Genomic DNA, 22,230 nt, shown 5'->3' with positions numbered 1-22,230 from the left:
ACAATGCCGCACACGCTGCCCTGCGGATTCGCCGGGCGCCGCCCCCGCGATTCGTCCGGTGCTGTCCGACAGATCCGGGAAACCCCTGGTCAGGCTTGCTGTTCAGCTCTAGGATGGCGCGCTCCGGCCATCCTTCGCGGTCACCGCCCCATCCGGGACCGCCCGACCCCGCGCCGTACGCACTCCCCCCTCCGGCGCAGTGACGATGGACTCCCAGAGCTCGCAGTCATCCCAGACATCCCAGTCACCTCACCCACCTCATACGTTTCAGGTCGACCTGCGCGGTCTGGTGGACCTGCTCTCCCATCACCTCTACTCCAGCCCCAAGGTCTATCTGCGCGAGCTGCTGCAGAACGCCGTGGACGCCGTCACCGCCCGGCGGGCCGCGGAGCCCGACGCCCCGGCACGGGTGCGGCTGCACGCGGCGGACGGGGGTCTGCGCGTGGAGGACAGCGGCGTCGGGCTCACCGAGTCGGACGTGCACGACCTGCTGGCGACCATCGGCCGCAGCTCCAAGCGGGCCGAGGGGCTGCAGGAGGCCCGGTCCGGCTTCCTCGGCCAGTTCGGCATCGGGCTGCTCGCCTGTTTCGTGGTCGCCGAGCGGATCCGGGTGGTCAGCCGCAGCGCCCGTACGCCCGACGCCCCGCCGGTGGAGTGGACCGCCCGGGACGACGGGTCGTACACCGTGCGCACGCTGCCCGGCGCCGAGCGCCCCGAGCCGGGCACGACGGTGTACCTGACCGCGCGGGCCGGGGCGGCCGAGTGGCTGTCGCCCGAGCGGGTCCGCACCCTCGCCCGGGACTTCGGCTCGCTGCTGCCGTACGACGTCCGGGTGGGCGAGGAGCGGATCACCGATCTGCCGGCACCCTGGGACCGCCCGTACCCGAGTCCGGCCACCCGGCGGGTGGCGCTGGCCCGGCACTGTCACGAGCTGTTCGGGTTCACCCCGCTGGACTCGATCGACCTGGACGTGCCGGTGGCCGGGGTCCGCGGGGTGGCGTATGTGCTGCCTTCGGCGGTCAGCCCGGCCCAGCGGGCCACCCACCGGGTGCACCTGAAGGGCATGCTGCTGACCGAGCGGGCCGAACAGCTGCTGCCGGACTGGGCGTTCTTCGTGCGCTGCGTGCTGGACACCGACAGCCTGCGGCCGACCGCCTCGCGCGAGTCGCTGTACGAGGACGAGACCCTGGCCGCCGTGCGGGACGCGCTCGGCGAAAGGATCCGGTCCTGGCTGACCGGGCTCGCCGCCGGTGATCCCGAGCGGCTCGCGGCCTTCCTCGCCGTGCACCACCTGGGGGTGAAGTCCCTCGCCCGGCACGACGGCGACATGCTGCGCACGATGCTGCCGTGGCTGCCGTTCGAGACGACCGACGGGCAGCTGTCCCTGGAGGAGTTCGCTCAGCGGCACCCGGTGGTGCACTTCACGCGGACCGTCGAGGAGTACCGGCAGGTCGCGCCGATCGCCTCCGCGCAGGGCGTCGGCGTCGTCAACGGCGGCTACACCTACGACAGCGAGCTGATCGAGGCGCTGCCGCGGGTGCGGCCGGGGACGGTCGTCGCCGAGCTGGACGCGGACACCGTGACCGCGCACCTGGACGCGGTGGAGCCGGCCGAGGAGCTGGCGCTGTCGGGTTTCCTGGCGGCCGCGCGGGCGAAGCTCGACCCGCTGGGCTGTGACGTCGTGCTGCGCGCCTTCCACCCGCTGTCCGTGCCCGCGCTGCACCTGGACGACCGGGCCGCGCGGCACGAGCAGGCGCGGGCCGAGGCCGAGGAGCGGGCCGACGACCTGTGGGCGGGCATCCTGGGCTCGCTGCGCGGCAGCGCCCCGCGCGCGCGTCTGGTGCTCAACCACCTCAATCCGCTGATCCGGCGGATCGGTTCACTGGGAGACCCGGAGCTGATCGGCACCGCCACCGAGTCGCTGTACGGGCAGGCGCTGCTGAGGGCGCAGCGTCCGCTCAGGCCGGCCGACTCGGCGCTGCTCAACCGGGCGTTCATCGGCCTGCTGGAGTGGGCCACGCATGGGGGGAACGGTCACTGATGGCTGAGATCACGGACTTCGACGCGCTGCGCCGGGCGATGGCCGAGAACTCCGAGCAGCCGGAGGGCCCGGCCCGCAACGCGCGCGCGGAACAGCTGCTCGCCGAGGCGGAGAAGCTGGACATCCCGCTCGCCGTGATCGAGGCGCTCGGGCACCAGCTGAAGGTCTACAACTACAGCTCCGAGAAGGACAAGATGTTCGTCCCGTTCGCGCGGCTGCTGCGCATGTGGGACGAACGGCCCGAGGACTTCGACGACTACGAGACGCACTCGCTGCACTGGGTCTTCAAGTGGATGTCGGTGGGCATGCTGGACCAGCCGCACATCCCGCTCGCCTCGATCGAGAAGTGGCTCGGCGAGATGGAGCACCGCTACCGGCTCGCCGGGCACTCCGAACGGGCCGTGCGCAGCGCCGAGTTCAGCGTGGCCGCGCACATCGGCGACCTGGCGCGGGCCGAGCGGGCGTACGCCGCGTGGCTGGCCGCCGACCGGGACCGGATGGCCGACTGCCACGCCTGCGAGCTGCACGGGCAGGGCACCTGGCAGGTCAGGCGGGGCCGGGACGCGGATGCCCTCGCGCTGTGGGAGCCGGTGCTGGCGGGCGAGTACAGCTGCGCGCACGAGCCGCACACCGTCCTCGCCTCCTCACTGACCCCGCTGCTGCGCCTCGGCCGGGTGGAGGAGGCCCGCGCGAACCACCTGCGGGGCTTCCGGCTGGTGCGCCCCATGGAGAGCATGCGCGGCGCCTACGCGGACCACGTGGAGTTCTGCGCGCTGACCGGCAACGAGGCCCGCGGCCTGGAGCTGCTCGCCGAGCGGCCGGCGTACTTCACGGACACCGGGCATCCGCGCAGCCGGCTCGACTTCATGGCCGTCGTGACGCTGCTGATGGACCGGCTGACCGGGCTGGGGCTCGGCGAGCGGCGGGTGCCGGGGCCCGCCGGGCGGACGTGGACGGCGCGGGAACTCGCCGCGCACGCGCGCGCGGAGGCCATGGAACTGGCCGAGCGGTTCGACCGCCGCAACGGCACCTCGTACGTCGGCGACCGGGTCCGCGCGCGCATGGCACAACGCCCGCTGGTGGAACGCCTTGCGCTGGGCGTGCGCACGGTGCGCCCCGGGCCCGCGCCGGTGGCCGCTCCCCCGGCGCCGCAGGTACCCGCCGAGCCCGACCTGGCGGCCCTGCTCGCCGAGGCCCGGCGACTGTCGGACACCCTGCGGCCGCACGCGCTGGAGGCCTGGGCGGCGGTCGCACAGGCGGCGCGGGACGCCGACCTGGAACCGCGCGACCGGGCGGAGATCGCCGACCACGAGGCGATGGGCCTGGGCCCCGACGGCGTCGAGCTGTTCGAGCGGGCGGCCGCGCTGTACGCGGAGGCGGGCGACCCCGGCGAGGCGCTCGCGGCACGCGCGCGTGGGGCGTACGTCCGCGCGTTGGGGGGTGCGGTGGACGCGGCCGAGGCCATGGTGGCGAGCCTGTACGACGAGGTGCTCGCGCTGTACGCCGACGAGGCCACCGGGGTACGGCAGACGGCGTCGGTGGTGATGAGCCGGGCCCGGATCCTGATGCGGCGGGTGCACGAGGACACAGCCGGCCCGGCCGCCCGGGCGGCGCTCACGGAGGCCGAGCAGGCGGTGCGCGAAGTGCTGGCCCTGGTCGACGGGCGGGCCGGGGACGAGGTCCGGCTGGCGGCACGGGCCGCCGAGGCACGGGCGATGCTCGCCGAGCTGGCCGCGCACGCCGGGGACGCCGGGCGGGCCGCGGAGCTGTTCCGGCGGGCCGCCGCCGAGTACGTGGCCGCGGGGCTCCCGTGGTTCGCGGTCGAGTACGAGGTGCAGGTCGCCGCCCTCGCCCACTCGGCCGGTGATCTGGCCGGGTCCGAGCGGGCGCTGCGCGCGGCACTGGAGCACGGCGGGCCGTACGTGGAGCCGATCGGGCGGGCGCAGCTGCACCTGCAGCTCGCCGAGGTGGTCGGCGGCCGGGGCGAGGCCGTGGAGGCGGCGGAGCACGCCCTGGAGGCCGCGCACTGGGCCGACGAGGCCGGCGAGGGCGGCACGCTGGGCGCCTGGGCGCGGCAGCAGCTGGGCGGCTTCCTGCTGCGCCAGGGGCGGTACGCGGAGGCCGCCGAGGTGCTGGAGTCGGCGCTGGCGGACCTGAGCGCCGAGACGCACGGCGACGGGGCGGTCGTCCAGGCCCGCTGGTGGCTCGGTGACTGCCTGGGCGAGCTGGGTGAGCACCGGGCGGCCGCCGAACACCGGCTGCGGGCCGCCGACGTAGCCCGGCACTGGCCCGAGCAGCAGGACCACGCCACGCTCGCGCACCTCGCCGCCGAGTCGCTGAGCAACGCCGGGCTGACGGACGAGGCGGAGCAGGCCTACGCGCGCGCGGGCGAGCTGTGGCGCGCGCTCGGCAACCCGCAGTTCCTGGTCCGCTCGCTGCGTGCCCGCGGCTGGCTGGCGCTGCGCGGGGAGTCCGGCGCGGAGAGCGCGCGGCAGCTGATGACGGACGCGGTGCGCGCGTGTGAGCAGGCCCTGGAGTCCGCGCCGGACCCGGTGGCCCGGGACCAGCTCACCGGCGAACTGGGCAACACTCACCGACAGTTCGGCGACCTGCTGGCCCGCTCGGCGGCCGAGGAGGCCGAAGACGACGTGATCCGGGCCGCGTTCGAGGCGGCCCTGGTCCAGATGGACCGGGCGGCCGCGCTGTTCGGCATGCTCGGCGCCGACGGGCTGCACGGCCGTACCGGCGCCGAACTCGCCGCGGGCTGGCTGGAGACCGACCTAGGGCGTCCCGCCGAGGCGGCGGCACGCGCGCGTGCGGTACTCGCGGCCTACGAAGGTACGGGCGACGACGACGAGACCGCGCAGGCCCGACGCGCGGAGGCCACCCAGATGCTCCAGGCGACACAGGCCGACACCTGAACCTGCCCCCGGCGGCGCGCAGGACCAAGGCAAAAGCGCGCCCCAGGTGGTCAGGCCGCAGCATGAGCGTGCTCCAGGCCGCACGCAGGGCAACGCATGAGCACGCCCCCCCGCGGCACGGGCCTGAGCACGCTCCAGGCGGCGCGCGGGCAAGGCGTGAGCCTGCCCATGCCGCACGCAGGACACAAGGCAAAAGCGCACCCCAGGTGGTCAGGCCGCAGCATGAGCGTGCTCCAGGCCGCACGCAGGCGAGGCGTGAGCGCGCCCAGGGCGGCACGCAGGGCAACGCATGAGCACGCCCCAGCGGCACGGTCCGGGGCGTGGGCGTGCCCCAGGGCGCGGCGTGAGTGCCCAGGCCGCGCACGGTGAGACGCAAGCGCGCCCCCAGGAGGGTCAGGCCGAGGCCTGGGCGCGGCCGTCGTTCACTCCACGCCGATGAGCAGCAGCGCGCCCTGTCGGCCGCCCCGGTAGACCACGGTGTCCACCGCGAGGTAGGCATCGCGCACCCGGGTCTGAAGGTGCTCGGCGGCGGTGTGCGGTGCCTCGTCGCCGACGACCAGGGTGACCAGCTCGCCGCCGGCCTGGAGCATGCGGTCCAGGACGGTCTCGGCGGTGGCGGTGACGTCCGCGCCGATCACCGCCACGTCGCCGTCGATCAGCCCCAGGACGTCCCCGGCCTGGCAGACGCCGGCCGTCGTCCACGACTGGTGTTCGGCGACTACGACCTCGGCGTACCGGGTGGCGCCCGCCGCGGAGGTCATCTGGACGACGTCCTCGTCGAACCGGCGCTCCGGCTCGTGCACCGCCAGCGCGGCGATGCCCTGGACCGCCGAGCGGGTCGGGATCAGGGCCACGCGGATCCCTTCGGTACGGGCCTGCTCGGCCGCCGCGGCCGCCGTGTGGCGCAGTTCGGCGTCGTTGGGCAGCAGCACGACCTCGTGCGCGTGGGCGCGCCGTACGGCCTGCACCAGCTCGCCGCTGGCGGGCGGCTCCCCCGGGCGCGCGAGGACGGTGGTCGCCCCGGCCTCGGTGTACAGCGCGGCCAGCCCTTCCCCCGGTACGACGGCGACGACGGCCCGCTGGGCACGCTCGCGCGGCGGCCGCTCGGCGCCGGTGTGGACGTCGCCGAGCCCGAAGTGCGTGATCCGGATCCGGTACGGCCGTCCGGCCTCCACACCCGCCTCCACGGCGGCGCCCGCGTCGTCCACGTGCACATGGACGTTCCACAGCCCGTCGCCGCCGACGACGACCAGGGAGTCCCCGAGGGCGTCGAGCCGCGCGCGCAGCCGGGCCACGGCCGCGTCGTCGGCCTCCAGCAGGTAGATCACCTCGAAGGCGGGGCCACCCGCCTCGGCGCCGTCGGCGCACAGGCCGGCGTCAGGGGCGGCCACGCGCGCGTGCGCGACGTCCTCGGGAACGGCCCCCGCACGCACGTGCGGTCCGGTCCCCGCAGCCGCACCACCGCCCGGCACGCACGCGTGCGCACGCGCGTCGGAGACGGTGACGGTGACGGACGCGGCGTCCGGAGCGCCCGTGGAAGCCTGCCGGCCGGGCACCGCCCCCGGGGTCTCCCCCGTGAACGCCTCCACCAGCGCACCCAGCACCGCCACCAGTCCCCGGCCGCCCGCGTCGACCACCCCGGCCCGCTCCAGCACGGCCAGCTGGCCGGGAGTCGCCGCCAGGGCCGCCCGCGCGCCCGCGTAGGCAGCCCGCGCCACAGTTCCGCAGTCGCCCTCGGCGCCCTCGGCCGCGTCGGCGGCGGCGGAGGCGACCGTCAGCACGGTGCCCTCGACGGGATGGGCCACGGCCTGCCGCGCGGAGTCGGCGGCCCGCCGCAGGGCCAGCCGCAGCCCCGTACCGTCGATGTGCGGCGCCTCACGGCCGGAATCGTCGGCGAGGACCTGCGCCATTCCCCGCAGCAGCTGCGCGAGGATCGTCCCGGAGTTGCCCCGCGCCCCGATGAGCGCCCCGTGCGCCATGGCGCGCACCGCGTCCGCGAGGGACGGCTCCCCGGAGCCCGTCTCGTACCCGGCGAACACGGCCTCCACGGCCGTCGCCGCCGACTCCAGGGTCAGATACAGGTTGGTTCCGGTGTCGCCGTCGGCCACCGGATAGACGTTGATCGCGTCGATCTCCTCGCGAGCCCGCCCCAGTGCCCGGAGCGCCAGACCGCACCAGGTGCGCACCGCGAGAGCATCGAAGAATGTCTGCGGCACCTGCGCCACCTGCGCCTCCCTGAGCCGGCTGGACGTGGGACGCAGCGTAGACCCCGAGGCGGGGTGCACCGGAAGAGGGCCGGGAGCGGGGGCCTGAGCTGCCATGGTAGTTTCGTTGTACGGGCGCAGCCGTTGTATGCTGCTCCGGTTGCCCGATCCGATCGGGCCATTCCCCCTGGCAGCGCCACTCAAGATCTCAGGTCTTAGGATCTCGATCCCGGCATGCCGGGATCAACCGTAAGTGCATCTGAAGTCTTTGGAGTGACCCGTGGCTGCCAACTGCGACGTCTGCGGCAAGGGGCCGGGCTTCGGCAACAACATCTCGCACTCGCACCGCCGTACGTCCCGCCGCTGGAACCCGAACATCCAGCGTGTGCGTACCGTGGTGGGCGGGACGCCGAAGCGCGTGAACGCTTGCACCTCGTGCATCAAGGCCGGCAAGGTCTCGCGCTGACGCTACAGCTGAGCGCGCGGCCACTGCCTGGTTCGCTGCACTGAGCCGGTCCACCTCCGGGTGGGCCGGCTTTTTGCCGTGCCCGCAAGATCACTTGGCCGGACCCACGAGCGCCTGGCCGGACTCACGATCACTTGGCCGGATCACGACCACCTGGCCGCACCACAAGATCACTTGGCTGTGCCCACAGGGTCACCTGGGTGTACTCACGCGATCACTCCGGCGACCTGAACCGCCAGCCGTGGTCCACCGGCCCGATTCCCGCCCCCAGCGCGAAGCCGGCCGCGATCGCCCCGGTGACGTACTCCTTGGCCTGAATGACCGCCTCCGGCACGGACAGCCCCTTCGCCAGCCCCGACGCGATCGCGGAGGCCAGCGTGCAGCCCGTGCCGTGCGTGTGCCGGTTGTCGTGGCGCGGGGCCCGCAGCCAGTGCTCCACCGAGCCGTCCGTGAGCAGGTCCACGGCGTCCCCGGGCAGATGGCCGCCCTTGATCAGCACCCAGCGCGGCCCGTACGCCAGCACGGCCGCCGCGGCCCGTCGTAGATCGTCCTCCGACTCGACCCGTACCCCGGTGAGTTGGATCACCTCATCCAGGTTCGGGGTGGCCACGGTCGCCGCCGGCAGCAGCGTGGTGCGGACCGAGTCCAGGGCGGAGGCCGCGAGCAGCGGGTCACCGTGCTTGGAGACCCCCACCGGGTCGACCACGGCGGGCGCGTCCGTGCCGGAGATCAACTCGGCGACCGCCTCGACCAGTTCGGCCGAGGCCAGCATGCCGGTCTTGACGGCCTGGACGCCGATGTCGTCCACGACACTGCGGTACTGGGCCCGTACCGCCTCCACGGGCAGTTCCCAGGCGCCCTGCACACCCAGGGAGTTCTGCGCGGTCACCGCCGTGATCACGCTCATCCCGTGCACGCCGAGCGCCAGCATCGTCTTCAGGTCGGCCTGGACGCCCGCGCCGCCGCCGGAGTCCGAGCCCGCCACCGTGAGAACCCTGGGGATCATGACTCGATGTCCCCGAAGTGGTCCCAGCCGCCCTTGCTGGTCCAGGGCGCCCCGTCGACCGTCACCTGGGGCAGCGCGGAGGGGTTGAGGACCTCGCCGATGACCTTCCAGCGGGCCGGCAGCTTGGTGTCCGGCGGGAAGGTCGCCACGATCGCGTGGTCCTCTCCGCCGGTCAGCACCCACTGCAGCGGGTCCACGCCGACGGCCTGCCCGATGTCGTTCATCTGCGTCGGGATGTCGATGGCCCCGGATCGGATGTCGATGCGGACCTTGCTGGCCTCGGCGATGTGCCCGAGGTCGGCGATCAGCCCGTCGCTGACGTCGCACATGGCGGTGGCGCCGAGGGCGGCGGCGGCCGGACCCGCGTGGTACGGCGGCTCCGGGCGCCGGTGGGCCTCCACGAAGGCGCGCGGTGAGCGGAAGCCCCGGGAGAGCACCGCGTAACCGGCCGCGGACCAGCCCAGCCAGCCCGTGACGGCCACGAGGTCGCCGGGCTGGGCACCGGCGCGGGTCACCGGCTCCTGGTTGCGCAGATCGCCGAGCGCGGTGATCGACACCATGATCGTGTCACCGCGTACGACGTCCCCGCCGACCACGGCGGCGCCCGCGACCTGGCACTCGTCGCGCAGGCCGTCCATCAGCTCGCTCGGCCAGGTGACCGGGAGTTCGGCCGGGACGACCAGGCCGAGCAGCAGCGCGGTCGGTACGGCACCCATGGCGGCGATGTCCGCGAGGTTCTGCGCCGCCGCCTTGCGTCCGACGTCGTACGCCGTGGACCAGTCGCGGCGGAAGTGCCGCCCCTCCAGCAGGATGTCGGTGCTCGCCACCACCCGGCGGTCGGGCGCGGCGACCACCGCGGCGTCGTCGCCGGGGCCGACCCGGACCGCCGAAGTGGTGGTGAGACGGGAGGTGAGCTCCCTGATGAGCCCGAACTCCCCGAGCTCACCAACAGTGCCCTTCATTTCCCTTCGCTCCCCTTCTCTGCCGTGCCGTGCCCGGTCGCGCGTCATCAGTGTCCCCGATACCGTCGAGGTGACCGTCGCCGCGGTCGGGACGACCCTCGTCGCGGTCGAGGCGACCGTCAACTTCCGTCGTGCCCGCACCCTGGCGCGCAAGCCCGGTTCCCGCAGGTCTCCCCGTGGGGAGCGGCGACGCGATACCGTGGCGTTCCTTTTCCCCACATGATCCTCGTGGCCGCCCTGGAGGTTCCGTGGTACAGGCGTACATCCTGATCCAGACGGAGGTCGGCAAGGCGTCGACCGTCGCCGAGACGATCAGCAAGATCCCTGGAGTGATCCAGGCCGAGGACGTGACGGGACCGTACGACGTCATCGTGCGCGCCCAGGCCGACACGGTCGACGACCTCGGCCGCATGGTGGTCGCGAAGGTCCAGCAAGTGGACGGCATCACCCGCACCCTGACCTGTCCGGTCGTGCATCTGTAGCCCCCGTCTACCCTTGGCCGGTGAACATCTTCCGTCACCGGCCCTTCGGCCTGCTCGCGCCCGCGCTGCTGGTCGCGGTCGCGGGCTGCTCCGCAAGCGACGACAGCGCCACGGTGGCGGTTCCCAGCCCCGACGCGAAGACGGCGAAGGTGTGCCGGGATCTGCACCGGGTGCTGCCCGGGAAGCTCGACGGACGGAGCCGCAACGACCCCGAGCCCCGGTCCGCCTACACGGCGGGCTGGGGAAACCCGGCGATCATACTGCGCTGCGGTGTCGTACGGCCGCCGAAGATGATCGATCCCAAGGTGGCCGAGGGGGGCGACCCGGACGCGCTCGCGGGCGGGGTGAACGGCGTCGACTGGCTGATGGAGAAGCAGGGCGACGGCACCTGGCGGTTCACCACGGCCAACCGCGTGGCCTATGTGCAGGTGAGCCTGCCCGAGGGGATGTCCGCGCAGGAGGAGGGCACCGCGGTCCTCACGGACCTCGCGGCCGCCGTCAGGAAGGCGATCCCGAAGGGGATCGCCTCCATGCGGTGAACACCGTGCCGCCCGGTCAGCGCAGCCCGGTCGAGCGGCGCAGCGCCGCCTGCACCAGTCGGTCGATCAGCTCCGGGTAGCTGACACCGGTGGCCTGCCACATCTGCGGGTACATCGAGATCGGCGTGAAACCGGGCATGGTGTTGATCTCGTTGATGACGAACTCGCCGTCCTCGTCGAGGAAGAAGTCCGCACGGACCAGGCCCTCGCAGGAGGCCGCCTCGAACGCCTCGACCGCGAGCCGCCGCACCTCGGCGGTCTGCTCCTCGCTCAGCGGCGCCGGGACGATCCCGGGCGTGGAGTCGATGTACTTGGCCTCGAAGTCGTAGTACGCGTGCGCGTCCGGCGGCGGGATCTCGGCCGGGACGGAGGCGCGCGGGCCGTCCTCGAACTCCAGGACGCCGCACTCGATCTCGCGGCCCCGCACGGCCGCCTCGATCAGGATCTTCGGGTCGTGCGACTGGGCCTCGGCGATCGCCTCGTCCAGGCCGGAGAGGTCGTCGACCTTGGTGATGCCGATGGACGAACCCGCGCGCGCGGGCTTCACGAACAGCGGCCAGCCGTGCTCGCCGGCGAAGTCGACGATCTTCTTGCGGGCGGCGGACTCGTCCTGGGCCCACTCGCGGGGCCGGATCACCACGTACGGGCCGACCTTGAGCCCGAAGGAGGTGAACACCCGCTTCATGTACTCCTTGTCCTGGCCGACGGCCGAGGCGAGTACACCGGAGCCCACGTACGGCACCCCGGACAGCTCCAGGAGCCCCTGCAGGGTGCCGTCCTCGCCGTAGGGCCCGTGGAGCACCGGGAAGACCACGTCGACCTCGCCGAGCGCCTTGGGCACGGAGCCGGGCTCGCTGTAGACGACCTCGCGGCTGCCGGGGTCGACGGGGAGCACCACGCCGCCCTCGACCGACTCGGCCAGGTCCGCGACCTCCGGGGTGCGGCGGTCGGCGATGGCCATCCGCTCCGGCTCGTCGGCCGTCAGCACCCAACGGCCTTCCCGGGTGATGCCGATCGGCAGGACGTCGTACTTCGCCCGGTCGATGGCGCTCAGGACGGCGCCCGCGGTGACCGCGGAGATCCCGTGTTCGGAACTGCGTCCGCCGAACACGACGGCCACGCGCGGCTTGCGCGACGGCTGCTCAGGGCTCTGGGGGAGGTTCTCGGTGCTCATATCGCGTTGAGAGTACCCGTTGGTAGACCCCGGATACAGCGTCGACGGGCCGCCGAAAGGAGGGCGTCGCTCAGCGTCGTTCGGGCTTCGCGCTGCGCGACATCAGCTCCTTGAGGGCGACCACCGGCGGCTTGCCCTCGTGCACGATGTCCACGACCGTCTCGGTGATGGGCATCTCCACGCCGTGCCGGCGGGCCAGATCCGCCACCGACTCGCAGGACTTGACGCCCTCGGCGGTCTGCTTGGTGACCGCGATGGTCTCCTCCAGGGTCATGCCCTTGCCGAGGTTGGTGCCGAAGGTGTGGTTGCGGGACAGCGGCGAGGAACAGGTGGCCACCAGGTCGCCCAGGCCCGCGAGTCCGGAGAAGGTCAGCGGGTCGGCGCCGAGCACGACACCGAGCCGCGCGGTCTCGGCCAGGCCCCGGGTGATGAGCGAGCCCTTGGCGTTGTCGCCGAGCCCCATGCCGTCCGCGATACCGACGGCGAGCCCGATCACGTTCTTCACGGCACCGCCCAGCTCGCAGCCCACCACGTCGGTTTCCGTGTACGGCCGGAAGTACGGCGTGTGGCAGGCGGCCTGGAGGCGCTGGGCGACGGACTCGTCGGTACAGGCCACCACCGCGGCGGCGGGCATGCGGGCGGCGATCTCGCGGGCCAGGTTGGGTCCGGTGACCACCGCGATCCGGTCGGCGCCGACCTTGGCGACGTCGTCGATCACCTCGCTCATGCGCATGGCGGAGCCGAGTTCGACGCCCTTCATCAGGGAGACGAGCACGGTGCCGGGCGCGAGCAGCGGGGCCCACTCGGCGAGGTTGGCGCGCAGGGTCTGGGAGGGGATCGCGAGGACGGTGAAGTCCGCGTCCCCGAGTGCCTCGGCCGCGTCGGAGGTGGCGCGCAGGTTCTCCGGGAGTTCCACGCCGGGCAGGTAGTCGGGGTTGGTCCGGGTGGAGTTGACCGCCTCGGCCAGCTCGGGCCGGCGGGCCCACAGGGTCACCTCGCAGCCCGCGTCGGCGAGGACCATGCCGAAGGCGGTGCCCCATGAGCCGGTGCCCATGACGGCCGCCCGGACAGGCTTGCTCACGTGCCGGTCTCCTGTTCCTTGCCGGTCGGCGCCTCGGTGCGTTCCCTGGTCTGCGCCTGGGTGCGGCGCCGCTGCTCGATCCGCTCCCGGCGCGGATCGTAGGGCGTCTTCGGGGCCTTCTCGCCGCGGATCTGCTCCAGCTGGCGGGTGATGGCCGCCATGATGACCTCGGTCGCCTCCTTCAGCAGGTCCGGGGTCATCTCCTTGTCGTAGAAGCGGGAGAGGTCCACGGGCGGGCCCGCCAGCACGTGGTGGGTCTTGCGCGGGAAGAGGTTGGGCTTCTTGGCGTACGGCGGCAGCAGTTCGTTGGCGCCCCACTGGGCGACCGGAATCACCGGGCACTTGGTCTGCAGGGCCACGCGGGCGGCGCCGGTCTTGCCGGTCATGGGCCAGCCGTTCGGGTCGCGGGTGAGGGTGCCCTCGGGGTAGAAGGCGACGCACTCGCCGCGTTGCACGGCGTCGATCGCGGCCCGGAAGGCGCTGAGCGCGTCCGTGCTCTCGCGGTAGACGGGGATCTGCCCGGTGCCGCGCATGGCGGCGCCGACGAATCCCTTCTTGAAAAGCCCGCTCTTCGCCAGGAATCGCGGAACCCGTCCGGTGTTGTACTGATAGTGCGCGTACGCGAAGGGGTCCACGTGGGAATTGTGGTTCACCACGGTGATAAATCCGCCCTCGGCCGGAATGTTCTCCATTCCACGCCAGTCCCGCTTGATCAGAATCACCAGCGGCGGTTTGCAGATCACCGCGGCAAAGCGGTACCAGAAGCCGATTCTGCGGCGGGGCACAAGGACACCTTCCTCTAGGGACGCCACCCCGGCGGGGGGCCGCACAAGTGTGGCCCCGGGCCGCCGGTCTGTCGAGGACACCGTACGCCCCGACACCCGGACCGCCAGATGCCCCAGGTGACAATGGGCCGGACAAGAGAGGGACGGTACGCCGGTGCAGTGGACCTTGGTCATCCCCCTGAAGCCCCTCACGCGGGCCAAGAGCAGGCTCGCGGACACCGCTGCGGACGGGGTTCGCCCGGGGCTGGCCCTCGCGTTCGCACAGGACACGGTGGCCGCCGCGCTGGCCTGTACGGCGGTGGCGGATGTGGCGGTCGTCACGGACGACGGGCTGGCCGCCCGCGAGCTGGCGGCCCTGGGCGCGCGGATCGTCCCGGACACCCCCGCGGGCGGCCTGAACGCCGCTCTGGCGCACGGCGCCTCCGTCGTACGGGAAAAGCGCCCCTTCGCGGCGGTCGCGACCCTGAACGCCGATCTGCCGGCGCTGCGACCGCTGGAACTGGGGCGGGTGCTGGATGCCGCGGCTGAATTCCCGCGGGCCTTTCTCGCGGATGCGGCGGCGCTGGGTACGACTCTGCTGGCCGCGGGCCCGGGCCGGGAATTGCGACCGGCGTTCGGCATTGATTCCCGTTCCCGGCACCGGACCTCGGGTGCGGCCGAACTCGTGCTGGCGGATGTCGATTCGGTACGGCAGGACGTGGACACCGGCGCGGATCTGCGAGCGGCGCTGGCGCTGGGGGTGGGGCCCCATACGGCGGCGGTGTCGGCGGGGTTGCTGATTCCTGGGTCCTGAGGCGCCCGATACGGGTGCCGGCCAGGCGGTTGCCCCGGGGGCGCGGTACACGGCGCGAGCACGCGGTACGCAGCGGCAGCCCGCGGACGGCCCGCGGCCCGGCGGCGATCCGGCGGAGGCACTACGCTGGCCGCCATGCAGGCCACCGCATACACCTACGACCCCGAGACCCGCAGCGGACAGGTGCTCCTCGACGACGGAACCCCCGTGCCGTACGACTCCGCCGCGTTCGACGCCGGCGGGCTCAGGCTGCTGCGGCCCGGTCAGCGTGTGCGGATCGAGACCGAGGGTGCCGCTGAGGGCCTGCGGATCACCCTCGTAACCCTTCAGACCCTGTAACTGCCCTTACACACGCCGCGGGCCGGGCTCCCGAGGGGAGTCCGGCCCGGCGCGTGAATGCCCTGGCGGCCTTACGACGTCGCCTTGCGGGCGGTGGTCTTCTTGGCGGTGGTCTTGCGGGCCGTCGACTTCTTGGCCGGGGCCTTCTTGGCGGTGACCTTCTTCGCCGGGGCCTTCTGGGCCGTCGCCTTCTTGGCGGTGGTCTTCTTCGCCGCGGTGGTCTTGGCGGTCGCCGTCGTCTTCTTGGCGGGCGCCTTCTGCGCCGTCGTCTTCTTGGCGGTGGCGGTGGTCTTCTTGGCCGCCGCCTTCTTCGCCGTGGTCTTCTTCGCCGCACCCGCCGTCTTCTTGGCGGCGGCCTTCTTGCCGGCAGCCTTGGCGATGGTGGGCGGCGGGCCGGACAGGCTGCCCTTGGGCGCCTTCTTGACGGCGACCTCGCCGCCGCGCGGCAGCTTCTTCGACCCGCTCACCAGGTCCTTGAAGCCCTGACCGGCGCGGAAGCGGGGAACGGAGGTCTTCTTGACCCGAACCCGCTCGCCCGTCTGAGGGTTACGGGCGTAACGGGCGGGGCGGTCCACCTTCTCGAAGGACCCGAAGCCGGTGACCGAGACCCGCTCGCCCGCGACGACCGCGCGGACGATGGCGTCCAGGACATGATCGACAGCGTCGGCGGCCTGCTGGCGGCCACCCACCTTGTCGGCAATCGCTTCTACGAGCTGCGCCTTGTTCACGTCTTCCCCTTCGGAGACATCGCCAGAACGAAAGTGTTCAAGCTTTTTCGCACGTTAGGCAGATATATACCGCAAATCAAACACGAAACGGGCTAATCACCCTTGTGCCGCAACGGACTCGGCCGCCTCGGACGGTTCAGCGGTCCTCGTCGGGGATCCGACCCGCGTCGAGGTCCGCGGTGAACCGCTCGAGCCGCCTTGCCGCGTCGGCGAGATCGTGCTTGGCCGCGGCCGTAATGACCAGCAGCTTCCGGGTCAGCGCCATCCGTACGCCCTCCGGGACTTGCAGTGCGCGCACCCTTCGGTGTGCTTCCTTGAGCTGGTTCGCGACCGCCGTATAGAGCTGGAGTTGGCCGTCGTGTTCCATGCACAGATTGTGCCATCTGGGGCGAGTTGTCGCCTGCGCAGGGTGCAACTGCCGCCGCAAACGGCCTTTTAGGCACTTGCGGAGAACGCGAACACAGCACTCACGTACCCGCACAACATCCCTCTTAACGTGGGGAGTTGAGCGAGCTGCCGGAGCCGGGCAGGGCCGTTCGGGTGCAGACACGGCTGTACCCCCAATCGTGGCGACCGGGGGTACAGAGGGGGTGTTGAGGTGGCCGAAACCCGACCCGCTCAGGGCGGGTGGATCAGACCTGCAGCGTCCGCGGCTTGTAGGCGGGACGCTTGGCCTCGAAGGCGGCGATCTCATCCTCGTTCCGGAGGGTGAGGGAGATGTCGTCCAGGCCGTTCAGCAGCCGCCAGCGGGAGTTCTCGTCCAGCTCGAAGGAGGCGGTGATGCCCTCGGCCCGCACCTCACGCGCCTCGAGGTCCACAGTGACCTCAGCAGTCGCGTCCTTCTCGGTCAGTTCCCACAGCGCGTCCACGATCTTCTGGTCCAGGACCACCGTGAGCAGGCCGTTCTTCAGCGAGTTGCCCCGGAAGATGTCCGCGAAGCGGGAGGAGATCACGGCCTTGAAGCCGTAGTTCTGCAGCGCCCAGACGGCGTGCTCGCGGGAGGAGCCGGTGCCGAAGTCGGGACCGGCGACCAGGACCGTGGCGCCCTGCCGCTCGGGGCGGTTGAGGATGAACTCCGGGTCCTTGCGCCAGGCCTCGAACAGCCCGTCCTCGAAGCCGTCCCGGGTGACCTTCTTGAGCCAGTGAGCAGGGATGATCTGGTCGGTGTCGACGTTGCTGCGGCGCAGCGGCACGGCCCGGCCGGTGTGGGTGGTGAAGGCTTCCATGGTTCTCAGACTCCAGCGGGCGCGGGGACGTCGGTCAGGTCGGCCGGGGAGGCCAGGTGGCCCAGGACGGCGGTGGCCGCCGCGACCTGCGGCGACACCAGGTGCGTACGACCGCCCTTGCCCTGCCGGCCCTCGAAGTTGCGGTTGGAGGTGGACGCGGAGCGCTCGCCCGGGGCCAGCTGGTCGGGGTTCATGCCGAGGCACATCGAGCAGCCCGCGTGCCGCCATTCGGCGCCGGCCTCCTTGAAGACCACGTCCAGGCCCTCGGAGACGGCCTGCAGACCGACCCGCGCGGAGCCCGGGACGACCAGCATCCGTACGCCGTCGGCGACTTTGCGGTCCTTCAGGATCCCGGCGGCGGCGCGCAGGTCCTCGATGCGGCCGTTGGTGCAGGAGCCTACGAAGACGGTGTCCACCTTGATGGAGCGCAGCGGCTGTCCGGCCTCCAACCCCATGTATTCCAGGGCCTTTTCGGCGGCGAGGCGCTCCGAAGCGTCTTCGTACGAAGCCGGATCGGGGACGTCCGCCGAAAGCGGCGCGCCCTGGCCGGGGTTGGTGCCCCAGGTGACGAACGGGGACAGCTCGTCGGCGTTGATGACGACCTCGGCGTCGAAGACCGCGTCCTCGTCCGTCCTCAGTGTCTTCCAGTACGCGACCGCCGCGTCCCAGTCGGCGCCCTCGGGGGCGTGCGGGCGGCCCTGGAGGTAGGCGAAGGTGGTCTCGTCGGGGGCGATCATGCCCGCGCGGGCACCGGCCTCGATCGACATGTTGCAGATGGTCATCCGGGCCTCCATCGAGAGCTTCTCGATGGCGGAGCCGCGGTACTCCAGGATGTAGCCCTGGCCGCCGCCCGTACCGATCTTCGCGATGATCGCCAGGATCAGGTCCTTGGCGGTGACGCCGTCGGGCAGCTCGCCCTCGACGGTGATCGCCATGGTCTTGGGGCGGGCCAGCGGCAGCGTCTGGGTGGCCAGCACGTGCTCGACCTGGGAGGTGCCGATGCCGAACGCCAGCGCGCCGAAGGCACCGTGCGTGGAGGTGTGCGAGTCACCGCAGACGACGGTCGTGCCGGGCTGGGTCAGACCCAGCTGCGGGCCGACGACGTGCACGACGCCCTGCTCGACGTCGCCCAGCGGGTGCAGGCGCACCCCGAACTCGGCGCAGTTCTTGCGCAGCGTCTCCAGCTGGGCCCGGGAGACCGGGTCGGCGATGGGCTTGTCGATGTCGAGGGTGGGGGTGTTGTGGTCCTCGGTCGCGATGGTGAGGTCGAGGCGGCGCACCTGACGGCCGTTCTTGCGCAGCCCGTCGAAGGCCTGCGGGCTGGTCACCTCGTGCAGCAGGTGCAGATCGATGTAGAGGAGGTCGGGCTCGCCCTCGGCGCGCCGGACGACATGGTCGTCCCAGACCTTCTCCGCGAGTGTCCTACCCATCGCTTTCCCTCCGGCCGGCAAACGTCCACCGGCCCAACTAGAGATCTTGAGGAAGCGGCGGCTGCCCTTTTCGGGGCCCCTGAAGTCGTGATTCCGGGCGCCCACCGCCAGGCCCGTTGGTCTGCGGGCCGCTGTGTGGTTCCAGGGTGGCGCGTTCCACGGAAAATTGAACTTGCGTTTCACAGAGTGAGACGTGAGTATCGTTGCATGGACAACAGTAGCGGCGTCGGCGTTCTGGACAAGGCGGCCCTCGTCCTGAGCGCCCTGGAGTCCGGTCCGGCCACCCTCGCGGGTCTGGTCGGGGCCACCGGACTGGCACGACCCACGGCCCACCGCCTGGCCGTGGCCTTGGAACACCACCGCATGGTGGCACGCGACATGCAGGGCCGGTTCATCCTCGGACCGCGCCTCGCGGAGCTTGCGGCGGCGGCGGGCGAGGACCGCCTGCTCGCGACGGCGGGCCCCGTGCTCACCCACCTCCGCGATGTCACCGGCGAGAGTGCACAGCTGTACCGGCGCCAGGGTGACATGCGGATCTGTGTGGCCGCGGCGGAGCGCCTGTCCGGCCTGCGGGACACCGTCCCGGTCGGCTCCACCCTCACGATGAAGGCCGGCTCCTCGGCGCAGATCCTGATGGCCTGGGAGGAGCCCGAGCGCCTGCACCGCGGCCTCCAGGGCGCCCGCTTCACGGCGACGGCCCTGTCGGGCGTACGGCGGCGCGGCTGGGCCCAGTCCATCGGCGAGCGCGAGCCGGGCGTCGCGTCCGTCTCGGCGCCGGTACGCGGCCCCTCCAACCGTGTGGTGGCCGCCGTGTCCGTCTCCGGCCCCATCGAGCGCCTGACGCGCCACCCGGGCCGGATGCACGCCCAGGCGGTCATCGACGCCGCGGCCCGCCTGTCCGAGGCCCTGCGCCGCTCGGGCTGAGCCCCGCACCGTCCGGAACATTGAGGAGGGCCTGCCCCAACGCCGCGGCAGGCCCTCCTCGCTCCCCCGTCCCCCGTGTCAGCCGGTCTTCTCGGTGACCGGCGCCTGCCGCGACCGGTGGGCGAACCGGTCCTTGGCGTACCGGCCCCGCTTCTCCAGCGGTACCTGGCCGTGTGCGGCAGCCAGACCGAACGCCGGCATGTCCGCGTAGATCGACTCGTACGACCCCTCCGGCACGACGTACGTCTCGTGCCAGATCCCGACCTGCCCGCGCAGCGTGCCGCTGCGCTCCTTGCGGTTGATCGTGGCCCACGCCCGGTGGTGGAACGCGTCCGGCGCGGTCGCGTAGGCGTAGAGCTTCTCCTTGGACTCCCAGTACTGCACGACGTAGTACGTGCGCGGCGAGGCCGTCAGCAGCACCTTGGCGCGCAGCCCTCGGGCGGGGTCCTTCTCCAGCTCCCGCAGCATGCGGACCATCGCGAGCATCACGGGCAGCCACAGGCGCACGGCCCGGAAACGGTTGATGCGCATGCCGATCAGCAGGACGACGACGTCACCCTGCGCGTCGGCGGTCGTACGGGACACCATGAGATCCCCCTCGTAGGTGAGCGGCGCTATCCAACTCCCGGTGTTTGGATAGTGCCGTTATCCAAGAAGGAGCGCAAGAGATGCGGCTGGCCGAACTGAGCGAGCGCAGTGGTGTGTCCACCGCGACGATCAAGTACTACCTGCGCGAGGGGCTGTTGCCGCCGGGCCGCCAGATCAACCAGACGACCGCCGAGTACGACGAGGAGCACCTGCGCAGGCTGCGGCTGGTGCGCGCGATGATCCAGGTCGGCCGGATTCCGGTGGCCACGGTCCGGGAGGTGCTGGGGCACGTCGACGACGAGTCCCTGGGCCGCTCGATGCGCCTGGGCGCGGCACTGTGGGCGCTGCCGCAGGTGCCGGAGCCGGACGAGGACGACGAGTGCATCCGGGCCGCGCACCAGGAGGTCGCCGCGCTCCTGGACCGGCTCGGCTGGCAGAACGCCAAGCTGCTCTCGAGCATCTCCCCCGCGTACCGCTCGCTGGTGGTGGCGGTGGCCGCGTTCCGCCGGATCGGCTACGGCTGGGGCGCCGAACAACTCGCGCCCTACGCCGAGTTGATGCACCGGACAGCCGTCCTCGACCTGGACAACATGGAGACGCACCCGTCGGAGGCGGAGCGGATCGAGTTCGCGATCCTGGGGGCGATCCTCAACGAGCCACTGCTGCAGGCGCTGCACCGGCTGGCCCAGGAGGAGGAGTCGACGCGGCGGTACGGCTTCGGGTAGCCGGCGCCGGGCACGACGAAGGCCCTCCGCCGAAGCGAAGGGCCTTCCTGTGGTACCCCCGACCGGATTCGAACCGGCGCTACCGCCTTGAGAGGGCGGCGTGCTAGGCCGCTACACAACGGGGGCATGGACACTGCGTTTCCGCAGGTCCGAGCTGGTCTACCTGGACTCGAACCAAGACTAACTGAACCAGAATCAGTCGTGCTGCCAATTACACCATAGACCAATGATGGTTTAGACCAGTCAGTACCCCCGACCGGATTCGAACCGGCGCTACCGCCTTGAGAGGGCGGCGTGCTAGGCCGCTACACAACGGGGGCCCTAGCGATCCCGAACGGATCAGGATCAGTACCCCCGACCGGATTCGAACCGGCGCTACTGCCTTGAGAGGGCAGCGTGCTAGGCCGCTACACAACGGGGGCTTTGCAGATAAGCTCTGCGAGCTGGCCTACCTGGACTCGAACCAAGACTAACTGAACCAGAATCAGTCGTGCTGCCAATTACACCATAGGCCACTGGAACTCAAGCCCGCTGCGGGGATCTCGTTCTAGTCTGCTCCTCGGGGCTCCGACCTTCCGGCCTGCTCCCCTCGGCGCAGGAAGAACATTACCCGAAGGTGGACGGGGCTCCAAAACGGGTATCCGCGCGGACGAGCGCCGGGAGTTCGGCGAGGGTCGAGATCCGGTGCGCGACCACCTGCCCGACGGCCCGCGCGTAGGCGGCGCCGCGGTCGATCCACACGGACAGCAGCCCGGCCTCGGCGGCGCCCCGTCCGTCGATCTCCGGGTGGTCGCCGACGTACGCCACCTCGTGCGGTGGCAGGCCCAGCGCCTCGCAGGCCGCGAGGAAGGCGCGGGCCGCCGGCTTGGAGACGCCCAGCTCGGCGGCGCACAGTACGACCTCGAAGCGGTCGAGCAGGCCGAGGGTGCGCAGCTTGTGTTCCTGGACGGTGATGCTGGAGTTGGACAGCACCGCGTGCCGGTGGCTGGCGGCCAGGGCCTCCAGGGCGGGCAGGACGTCCGGGAAGAGGCTCCAGGCGGCCTCGTAGTGACCGATGTAACGCTGGAACCAGGCGTCGCACTCGTCGTCGGTCGGTTCCGCGCCGAGGAACACGCGGACGCGGTCACGCCGCTGGTCCTGGAAGGAGCACTCCCCCGCCGCGTACCGCGCCCACTGCCGGTCGGTGATCTCGCGCCACCGCACCAGGGCCTGCTCGGGGCTGTCGTACCCGGCGAGCAGCCCCTCGGTCACCAGGTGCGCCCGCATGCCCTCACGGTCCGCGGTCGTGTAGTCGAACAGGGTGTCGTCCACGTCCCAGACCACTGCTCTGATCGTCATGACACCGACGGTACCGCCGGACGGCTGGCAGACTGGGGCCATGAGCGAGTACCGCGTCCAGTTCACCGTCGAGGCCCGTGCGACCTACGACGCCCTGCCCGCGGAACGCCGAGCGCAGTTGGACAGGGCGGTACGCGTACTGGCGCGCGACCCGTTCCGGAAGAACTCGACTGCCCAGCTCGGCCCGGACGAGCACCTGCGCAAGGCGTACGTGGCCCCCGGCGTGATGCTGGAGTACATGGTGGCCGGCGCGATCATGGTCATCGTCGTCCTGGAGATCTTCGACGAGAACCACTACCTGATCGACGAACCCGACGCCCAGTGACCCATGCGTGAGGGGCGGCACCCAGGATCCCGGGTGCCGCCCCTCACGCATGGGTCGACTAGCGCGTGTCTCTTTGGTCGGTAAGTCAGTTGATCGGATATGCCTGTCCGATTAGTGATCACTGATGCGATGTGGGACCGGATCGAGCCGTTG

22 protein-coding genes and 5 tRNA genes are annotated in these 22,230 nt (G+C 71.9%); 10 read left to right on the top strand and 17 right to left on the bottom strand.

Translation table 11 applies throughout. From position 1 onward, the window contains the following. Positions 1–205: 205 nt before the first annotated feature. Both ACGFRF_RS30800 and ACGFRF_RS30795 read left to right on the top strand, forming a co-directional pair. A complete protein-coding gene (locus ACGFRF_RS30800) occupies positions 206–2,041 on the top strand; it encodes an HSP90 family protein (RefSeq protein ID WP_393745534.1) in 1,836 nt (611 codons plus the stop codon). After that, positions 2,041–4,962 (top strand): tetratricopeptide repeat protein, encoded by a 2,922-nt coding sequence (locus ACGFRF_RS30795; protein WP_393745532.1) that lies wholly within the window; start codon positions 2,041–2,043, stop codon positions 4,960–4,962. The genes ACGFRF_RS30800 and ACGFRF_RS30795 overlap by 1 nt, the downstream gene beginning before the upstream one ends. 422 nt (positions 4,963–5,384) lie before the next feature. Here the strand turns inward: ACGFRF_RS30795 and ACGFRF_RS30790 are convergent, their stop codons facing one another. Continuing rightward, positions 5,385–7,187 carry a DAK2 domain-containing protein gene (locus tag ACGFRF_RS30790; protein WP_393745530.1) on the bottom strand — a complete coding sequence of 601 codons (1,803 nt, stop codon included), beginning with the start codon at positions 7,185–7,187 and terminating at the stop codon, positions 5,385–5,387. A 259-nt stretch (positions 7,188–7,446) separates the two neighbouring features. Between ACGFRF_RS30790 and rpmB the strand changes: the two genes are divergently transcribed. Further along, a complete protein-coding gene (rpmB, locus tag ACGFRF_RS30785) occupies positions 7,447–7,632 on the top strand; it encodes a 50S ribosomal protein L28 (RefSeq protein WP_003993230.1) in 186 nt (61 codons plus the stop codon). A gap of 214 nt (positions 7,633–7,846) precedes the next feature. On the opposite strand, the gene thiD is transcribed toward rpmB, so the two are convergent. Together thiD and ACGFRF_RS30775 are read right to left on the bottom strand one after the other, a co-directional pair. Next, positions 7,847–8,638: a bifunctional hydroxymethylpyrimidine kinase/phosphomethylpyrimidine kinase gene (gene thiD / locus ACGFRF_RS30780; RefSeq protein ID WP_393745528.1), complete on the bottom strand. Its 792-nt coding sequence runs from the start codon at positions 8,636–8,638 to the stop codon at positions 7,847–7,849. Next, a complete protein-coding gene (locus ACGFRF_RS30775; protein ID WP_393745526.1) occupies positions 8,635–9,600 on the bottom strand; it encodes a thiamine-phosphate kinase in 966 nt (321 codons plus the stop codon). Before ACGFRF_RS30775 ends, thiD begins: the two co-directional genes overlap by 4 nt. Before the next feature lie 248 nt (positions 9,601–9,848). On the opposite strand from ACGFRF_RS30775, the gene ACGFRF_RS30770 reads away from it, so the two are divergent. After that, on the top strand, positions 9,849–10,082 hold the full coding sequence (locus tag ACGFRF_RS30770) for an Lrp/AsnC family transcriptional regulator (protein WP_003997603.1): 234 nt from the start codon (positions 9,849–9,851) through the stop codon (positions 10,080–10,082). Between the two features lie 20 nt (positions 10,083–10,102). Next, on the top strand, positions 10,103–10,621 hold the full coding sequence (locus ACGFRF_RS30765) for a DUF3515 domain-containing protein (RefSeq protein WP_393745524.1): 519 nt from the start codon (positions 10,103–10,105) through the stop codon (positions 10,619–10,621). 16 nt (positions 10,622–10,637) lie between these two features. Here the strand turns inward: ACGFRF_RS30765 and ACGFRF_RS30760 are convergent, their stop codons facing one another. From ACGFRF_RS30760 to ACGFRF_RS30750, 3 genes are all read right to left on the bottom strand, one after another. Continuing rightward, positions 10,638–11,795, bottom strand: a complete 1,158-nt coding sequence (locus ACGFRF_RS30760; protein WP_393745522.1) for a D-alanine--D-alanine ligase family protein — start codon at positions 11,793–11,795, stop codon at positions 10,638–10,640. A gap of 70 nt (positions 11,796–11,865) precedes the next feature. Continuing rightward, positions 11,866–12,876, bottom strand: coding sequence for an NAD(P)H-dependent glycerol-3-phosphate dehydrogenase (locus ACGFRF_RS30755; protein WP_393745520.1), 1,011 nt, complete (start codon positions 12,874–12,876; stop codon positions 11,866–11,868). Continuing rightward, a complete protein-coding gene (locus ACGFRF_RS30750; RefSeq protein ID WP_393745518.1) occupies positions 12,873–13,661 on the bottom strand; it encodes a lysophospholipid acyltransferase family protein in 789 nt (262 codons plus the stop codon). The genes ACGFRF_RS30755 and ACGFRF_RS30750 overlap by 4 nt, the downstream gene beginning before the upstream one ends. A 154-nt stretch (positions 13,662–13,815) precedes the next feature. Between ACGFRF_RS30750 and cofC the strand changes: the two genes are divergently transcribed. After that, a complete protein-coding gene (gene cofC, locus ACGFRF_RS30745; protein ID WP_393745516.1) occupies positions 13,816–14,454 on the top strand; it encodes a 2-phospho-L-lactate guanylyltransferase in 639 nt (212 codons plus the stop codon). Between the two features lie 135 nt (positions 14,455–14,589). Next, entirely contained in the window at positions 14,590–14,793 is a 204-nt protein-coding gene (locus tag ACGFRF_RS30740; protein ID WP_393745514.1) for a hypothetical protein, read from the top strand. Positions 14,794–14,864: 71 nt separating this feature from the next. Here the strand turns inward: ACGFRF_RS30740 and ACGFRF_RS30735 are convergent, their stop codons facing one another. From ACGFRF_RS30735 to leuC, 4 genes are all read right to left on the bottom strand, one after another. Beyond that, positions 14,865–15,521, bottom strand: a complete 657-nt coding sequence (locus ACGFRF_RS30735; RefSeq protein ID WP_393745512.1) for an HU family DNA-binding protein — start codon at positions 15,519–15,521, stop codon at positions 14,865–14,867. Positions 15,522–15,657: 136 nt separating this feature from the next. Then, a complete protein-coding gene (locus ACGFRF_RS30730) occupies positions 15,658–15,888 on the bottom strand; it encodes a hypothetical protein (RefSeq protein ID WP_393745510.1) in 231 nt (76 codons plus the stop codon). A 265-nt stretch (positions 15,889–16,153) separates the two neighbouring features. Next, positions 16,154–16,747: a 3-isopropylmalate dehydratase small subunit gene (gene leuD, locus ACGFRF_RS30725; RefSeq protein WP_393745509.1), complete on the bottom strand. Its 594-nt coding sequence runs from the start codon at positions 16,745–16,747 to the stop codon at positions 16,154–16,156. Between the two features lie 5 nt (positions 16,748–16,752). Then, the gene (leuC, locus tag ACGFRF_RS30720) at positions 16,753–18,177 is read right to left on the bottom strand and encodes a 3-isopropylmalate dehydratase large subunit (RefSeq protein ID WP_393745507.1); all 1,425 of its coding nucleotides are present in this window, start codon (positions 18,175–18,177) and stop codon (positions 16,753–16,755) included. Between the two features lie 207 nt (positions 18,178–18,384). On the opposite strand from leuC, the gene ndgR reads away from it, so the two are divergent. Beyond that, entirely contained in the window at positions 18,385–19,101 is a 717-nt protein-coding gene (gene ndgR, locus ACGFRF_RS30715) for an IclR family transcriptional regulator NdgR (protein WP_009320373.1), read from the top strand. A gap of 78 nt (positions 19,102–19,179) precedes the next feature. Here ndgR and ACGFRF_RS30710 read toward each other — a convergent pair whose 3' ends face one another. Continuing rightward, entirely contained in the window at positions 19,180–19,689 is a 510-nt protein-coding gene (locus ACGFRF_RS30710) for a DUF4188 domain-containing protein (RefSeq protein ID WP_393745505.1), read from the bottom strand. 80 nt (positions 19,690–19,769) lie between these two features. Here ACGFRF_RS30710 and ACGFRF_RS30705 point away from each other — a divergent pair, with 80 nt between their 5' ends. After that, a complete protein-coding gene (locus ACGFRF_RS30705; RefSeq protein WP_393745503.1) occupies positions 19,770–20,414 on the top strand; it encodes a MerR family transcriptional regulator in 645 nt (214 codons plus the stop codon). Positions 20,415–20,464: 50 nt separating this feature from the next. Here ACGFRF_RS30705 and ACGFRF_RS30700 read toward each other — a convergent pair. From ACGFRF_RS30700 to ACGFRF_RS30675, 6 genes are all read right to left on the bottom strand, one after another. Next, positions 20,465–20,540: transfer RNA gene (locus ACGFRF_RS30700), tRNA-Glu, on the bottom strand. 28 nt (positions 20,541–20,568) lie between these two features. Continuing rightward, a tRNA-Gln gene (locus ACGFRF_RS30695) sits at positions 20,569–20,640 on the bottom strand. 21 nt (positions 20,641–20,661) lie between these two features. Next, positions 20,662–20,734 (bottom strand) — tRNA-Glu (locus ACGFRF_RS30690). A gap of 29 nt (positions 20,735–20,763) precedes the next feature. Then, positions 20,764–20,836 (bottom strand) — tRNA-Glu (locus ACGFRF_RS30685). A 21-nt stretch (positions 20,837–20,857) separates the two neighbouring features. Beyond that, positions 20,858–20,929, bottom strand: a tRNA-Gln gene (locus ACGFRF_RS30680). Positions 20,930–21,020: 91 nt separating this feature from the next. After that, a complete protein-coding gene (locus ACGFRF_RS30675; protein WP_393745501.1) occupies positions 21,021–21,752 on the bottom strand; it encodes an HAD family hydrolase in 732 nt (243 codons plus the stop codon). A gap of 40 nt (positions 21,753–21,792) precedes the next feature. Here ACGFRF_RS30675 and ACGFRF_RS30670 point away from each other — a divergent pair, with 40 nt between their 5' ends. Then, a complete protein-coding gene (locus tag ACGFRF_RS30670) occupies positions 21,793–22,077 on the top strand; it encodes a hypothetical protein (RefSeq protein ID WP_393745499.1) in 285 nt (94 codons plus the stop codon). The last annotated feature ends 153 nt before the right edge of the window (positions 22,078–22,230 follow it).

The organism is Streptomyces sp. NPDC048521 (genome assembly GCF_043199855.1).
Classification (GTDB): domain Bacteria; phylum Actinomycetota; class Actinomycetes; order Streptomycetales; family Streptomycetaceae; genus Streptomyces.
The sequence above is the reverse complement of the archived record's forward strand: the minus strand, read 5'-3'. Positions and strand labels throughout refer to the sequence as shown.

What these genes read in the sequence shown, in the direction of transcription:
- ACGFRF_RS30800 (WP_393745534.1), top strand. Translation starts at nt 206, where the DNA reads ATGGACTCCCAGAGCTCGCAGTCATCCCAGACATCCCAGTCACCTCAC.
- ACGFRF_RS30795 (WP_393745532.1), top strand. Translation starts at nt 2,041, where the DNA reads ATGGCTGAGATCACGGACTTCGACGCGCTGCGCCGGGCGATGGCCGAG.
- thiD (WP_393745528.1), bottom strand. Translation starts at nt 8,638, where the DNA reads ATGATCCCCAGGGTTCTCACGGTGGCGGGCTCGGACTCCGGCGGCGGC.
- ACGFRF_RS30775 (WP_393745526.1), bottom strand. Translation starts at nt 9,600, where the DNA reads ATGAAGGGCACTGTTGGTGAGCTCGGGGAGTTCGGGCTCATCAGGGAG.
- ACGFRF_RS30760 (WP_393745522.1), bottom strand. Translation starts at nt 11,795, where the DNA reads ATGAGCACCGAGAACCTCCCCCAGAGCCCTGAGCAGCCGTCGCGCAAG.
- ACGFRF_RS30740 (WP_393745514.1), top strand. Translation starts at nt 14,590, where the DNA reads ATGCAGGCCACCGCATACACCTACGACCCCGAGACCCGCAGCGGACAG.
- ACGFRF_RS30730 (WP_393745510.1), bottom strand. Translation starts at nt 15,888, where the DNA reads ATGGAACACGACGGCCAACTCCAGCTCTATACGGCGGTCGCGAACCAG.
- leuD (WP_393745509.1), bottom strand. Translation starts at nt 16,747, where the DNA reads ATGGAAGCCTTCACCACCCACACCGGCCGGGCCGTGCCGCTGCGCCGC.
- leuC (WP_393745507.1), bottom strand. Translation starts at nt 18,177, where the DNA reads ATGGGTAGGACACTCGCGGAGAAGGTCTGGGACGACCATGTCGTCCGG.
- ndgR (WP_009320373.1), top strand. Translation starts at nt 18,385, where the DNA reads ATGGACAACAGTAGCGGCGTCGGCGTTCTGGACAAGGCGGCCCTCGTC.
- ACGFRF_RS30710 (WP_393745505.1), bottom strand. Translation starts at nt 19,689, where the DNA reads ATGGTGTCCCGTACGACCGCCGACGCGCAGGGTGACGTCGTCGTCCTG.
- ACGFRF_RS30705 (WP_393745503.1), top strand. Translation starts at nt 19,770, where the DNA reads ATGCGGCTGGCCGAACTGAGCGAGCGCAGTGGTGTGTCCACCGCGACG.
- ACGFRF_RS30675 (WP_393745501.1), bottom strand. Translation starts at nt 21,752, where the DNA reads ATGACGATCAGAGCAGTGGTCTGGGACGTGGACGACACCCTGTTCGAC.
- ACGFRF_RS30670 (WP_393745499.1), top strand. Translation starts at nt 21,793, where the DNA reads ATGAGCGAGTACCGCGTCCAGTTCACCGTCGAGGCCCGTGCGACCTAC.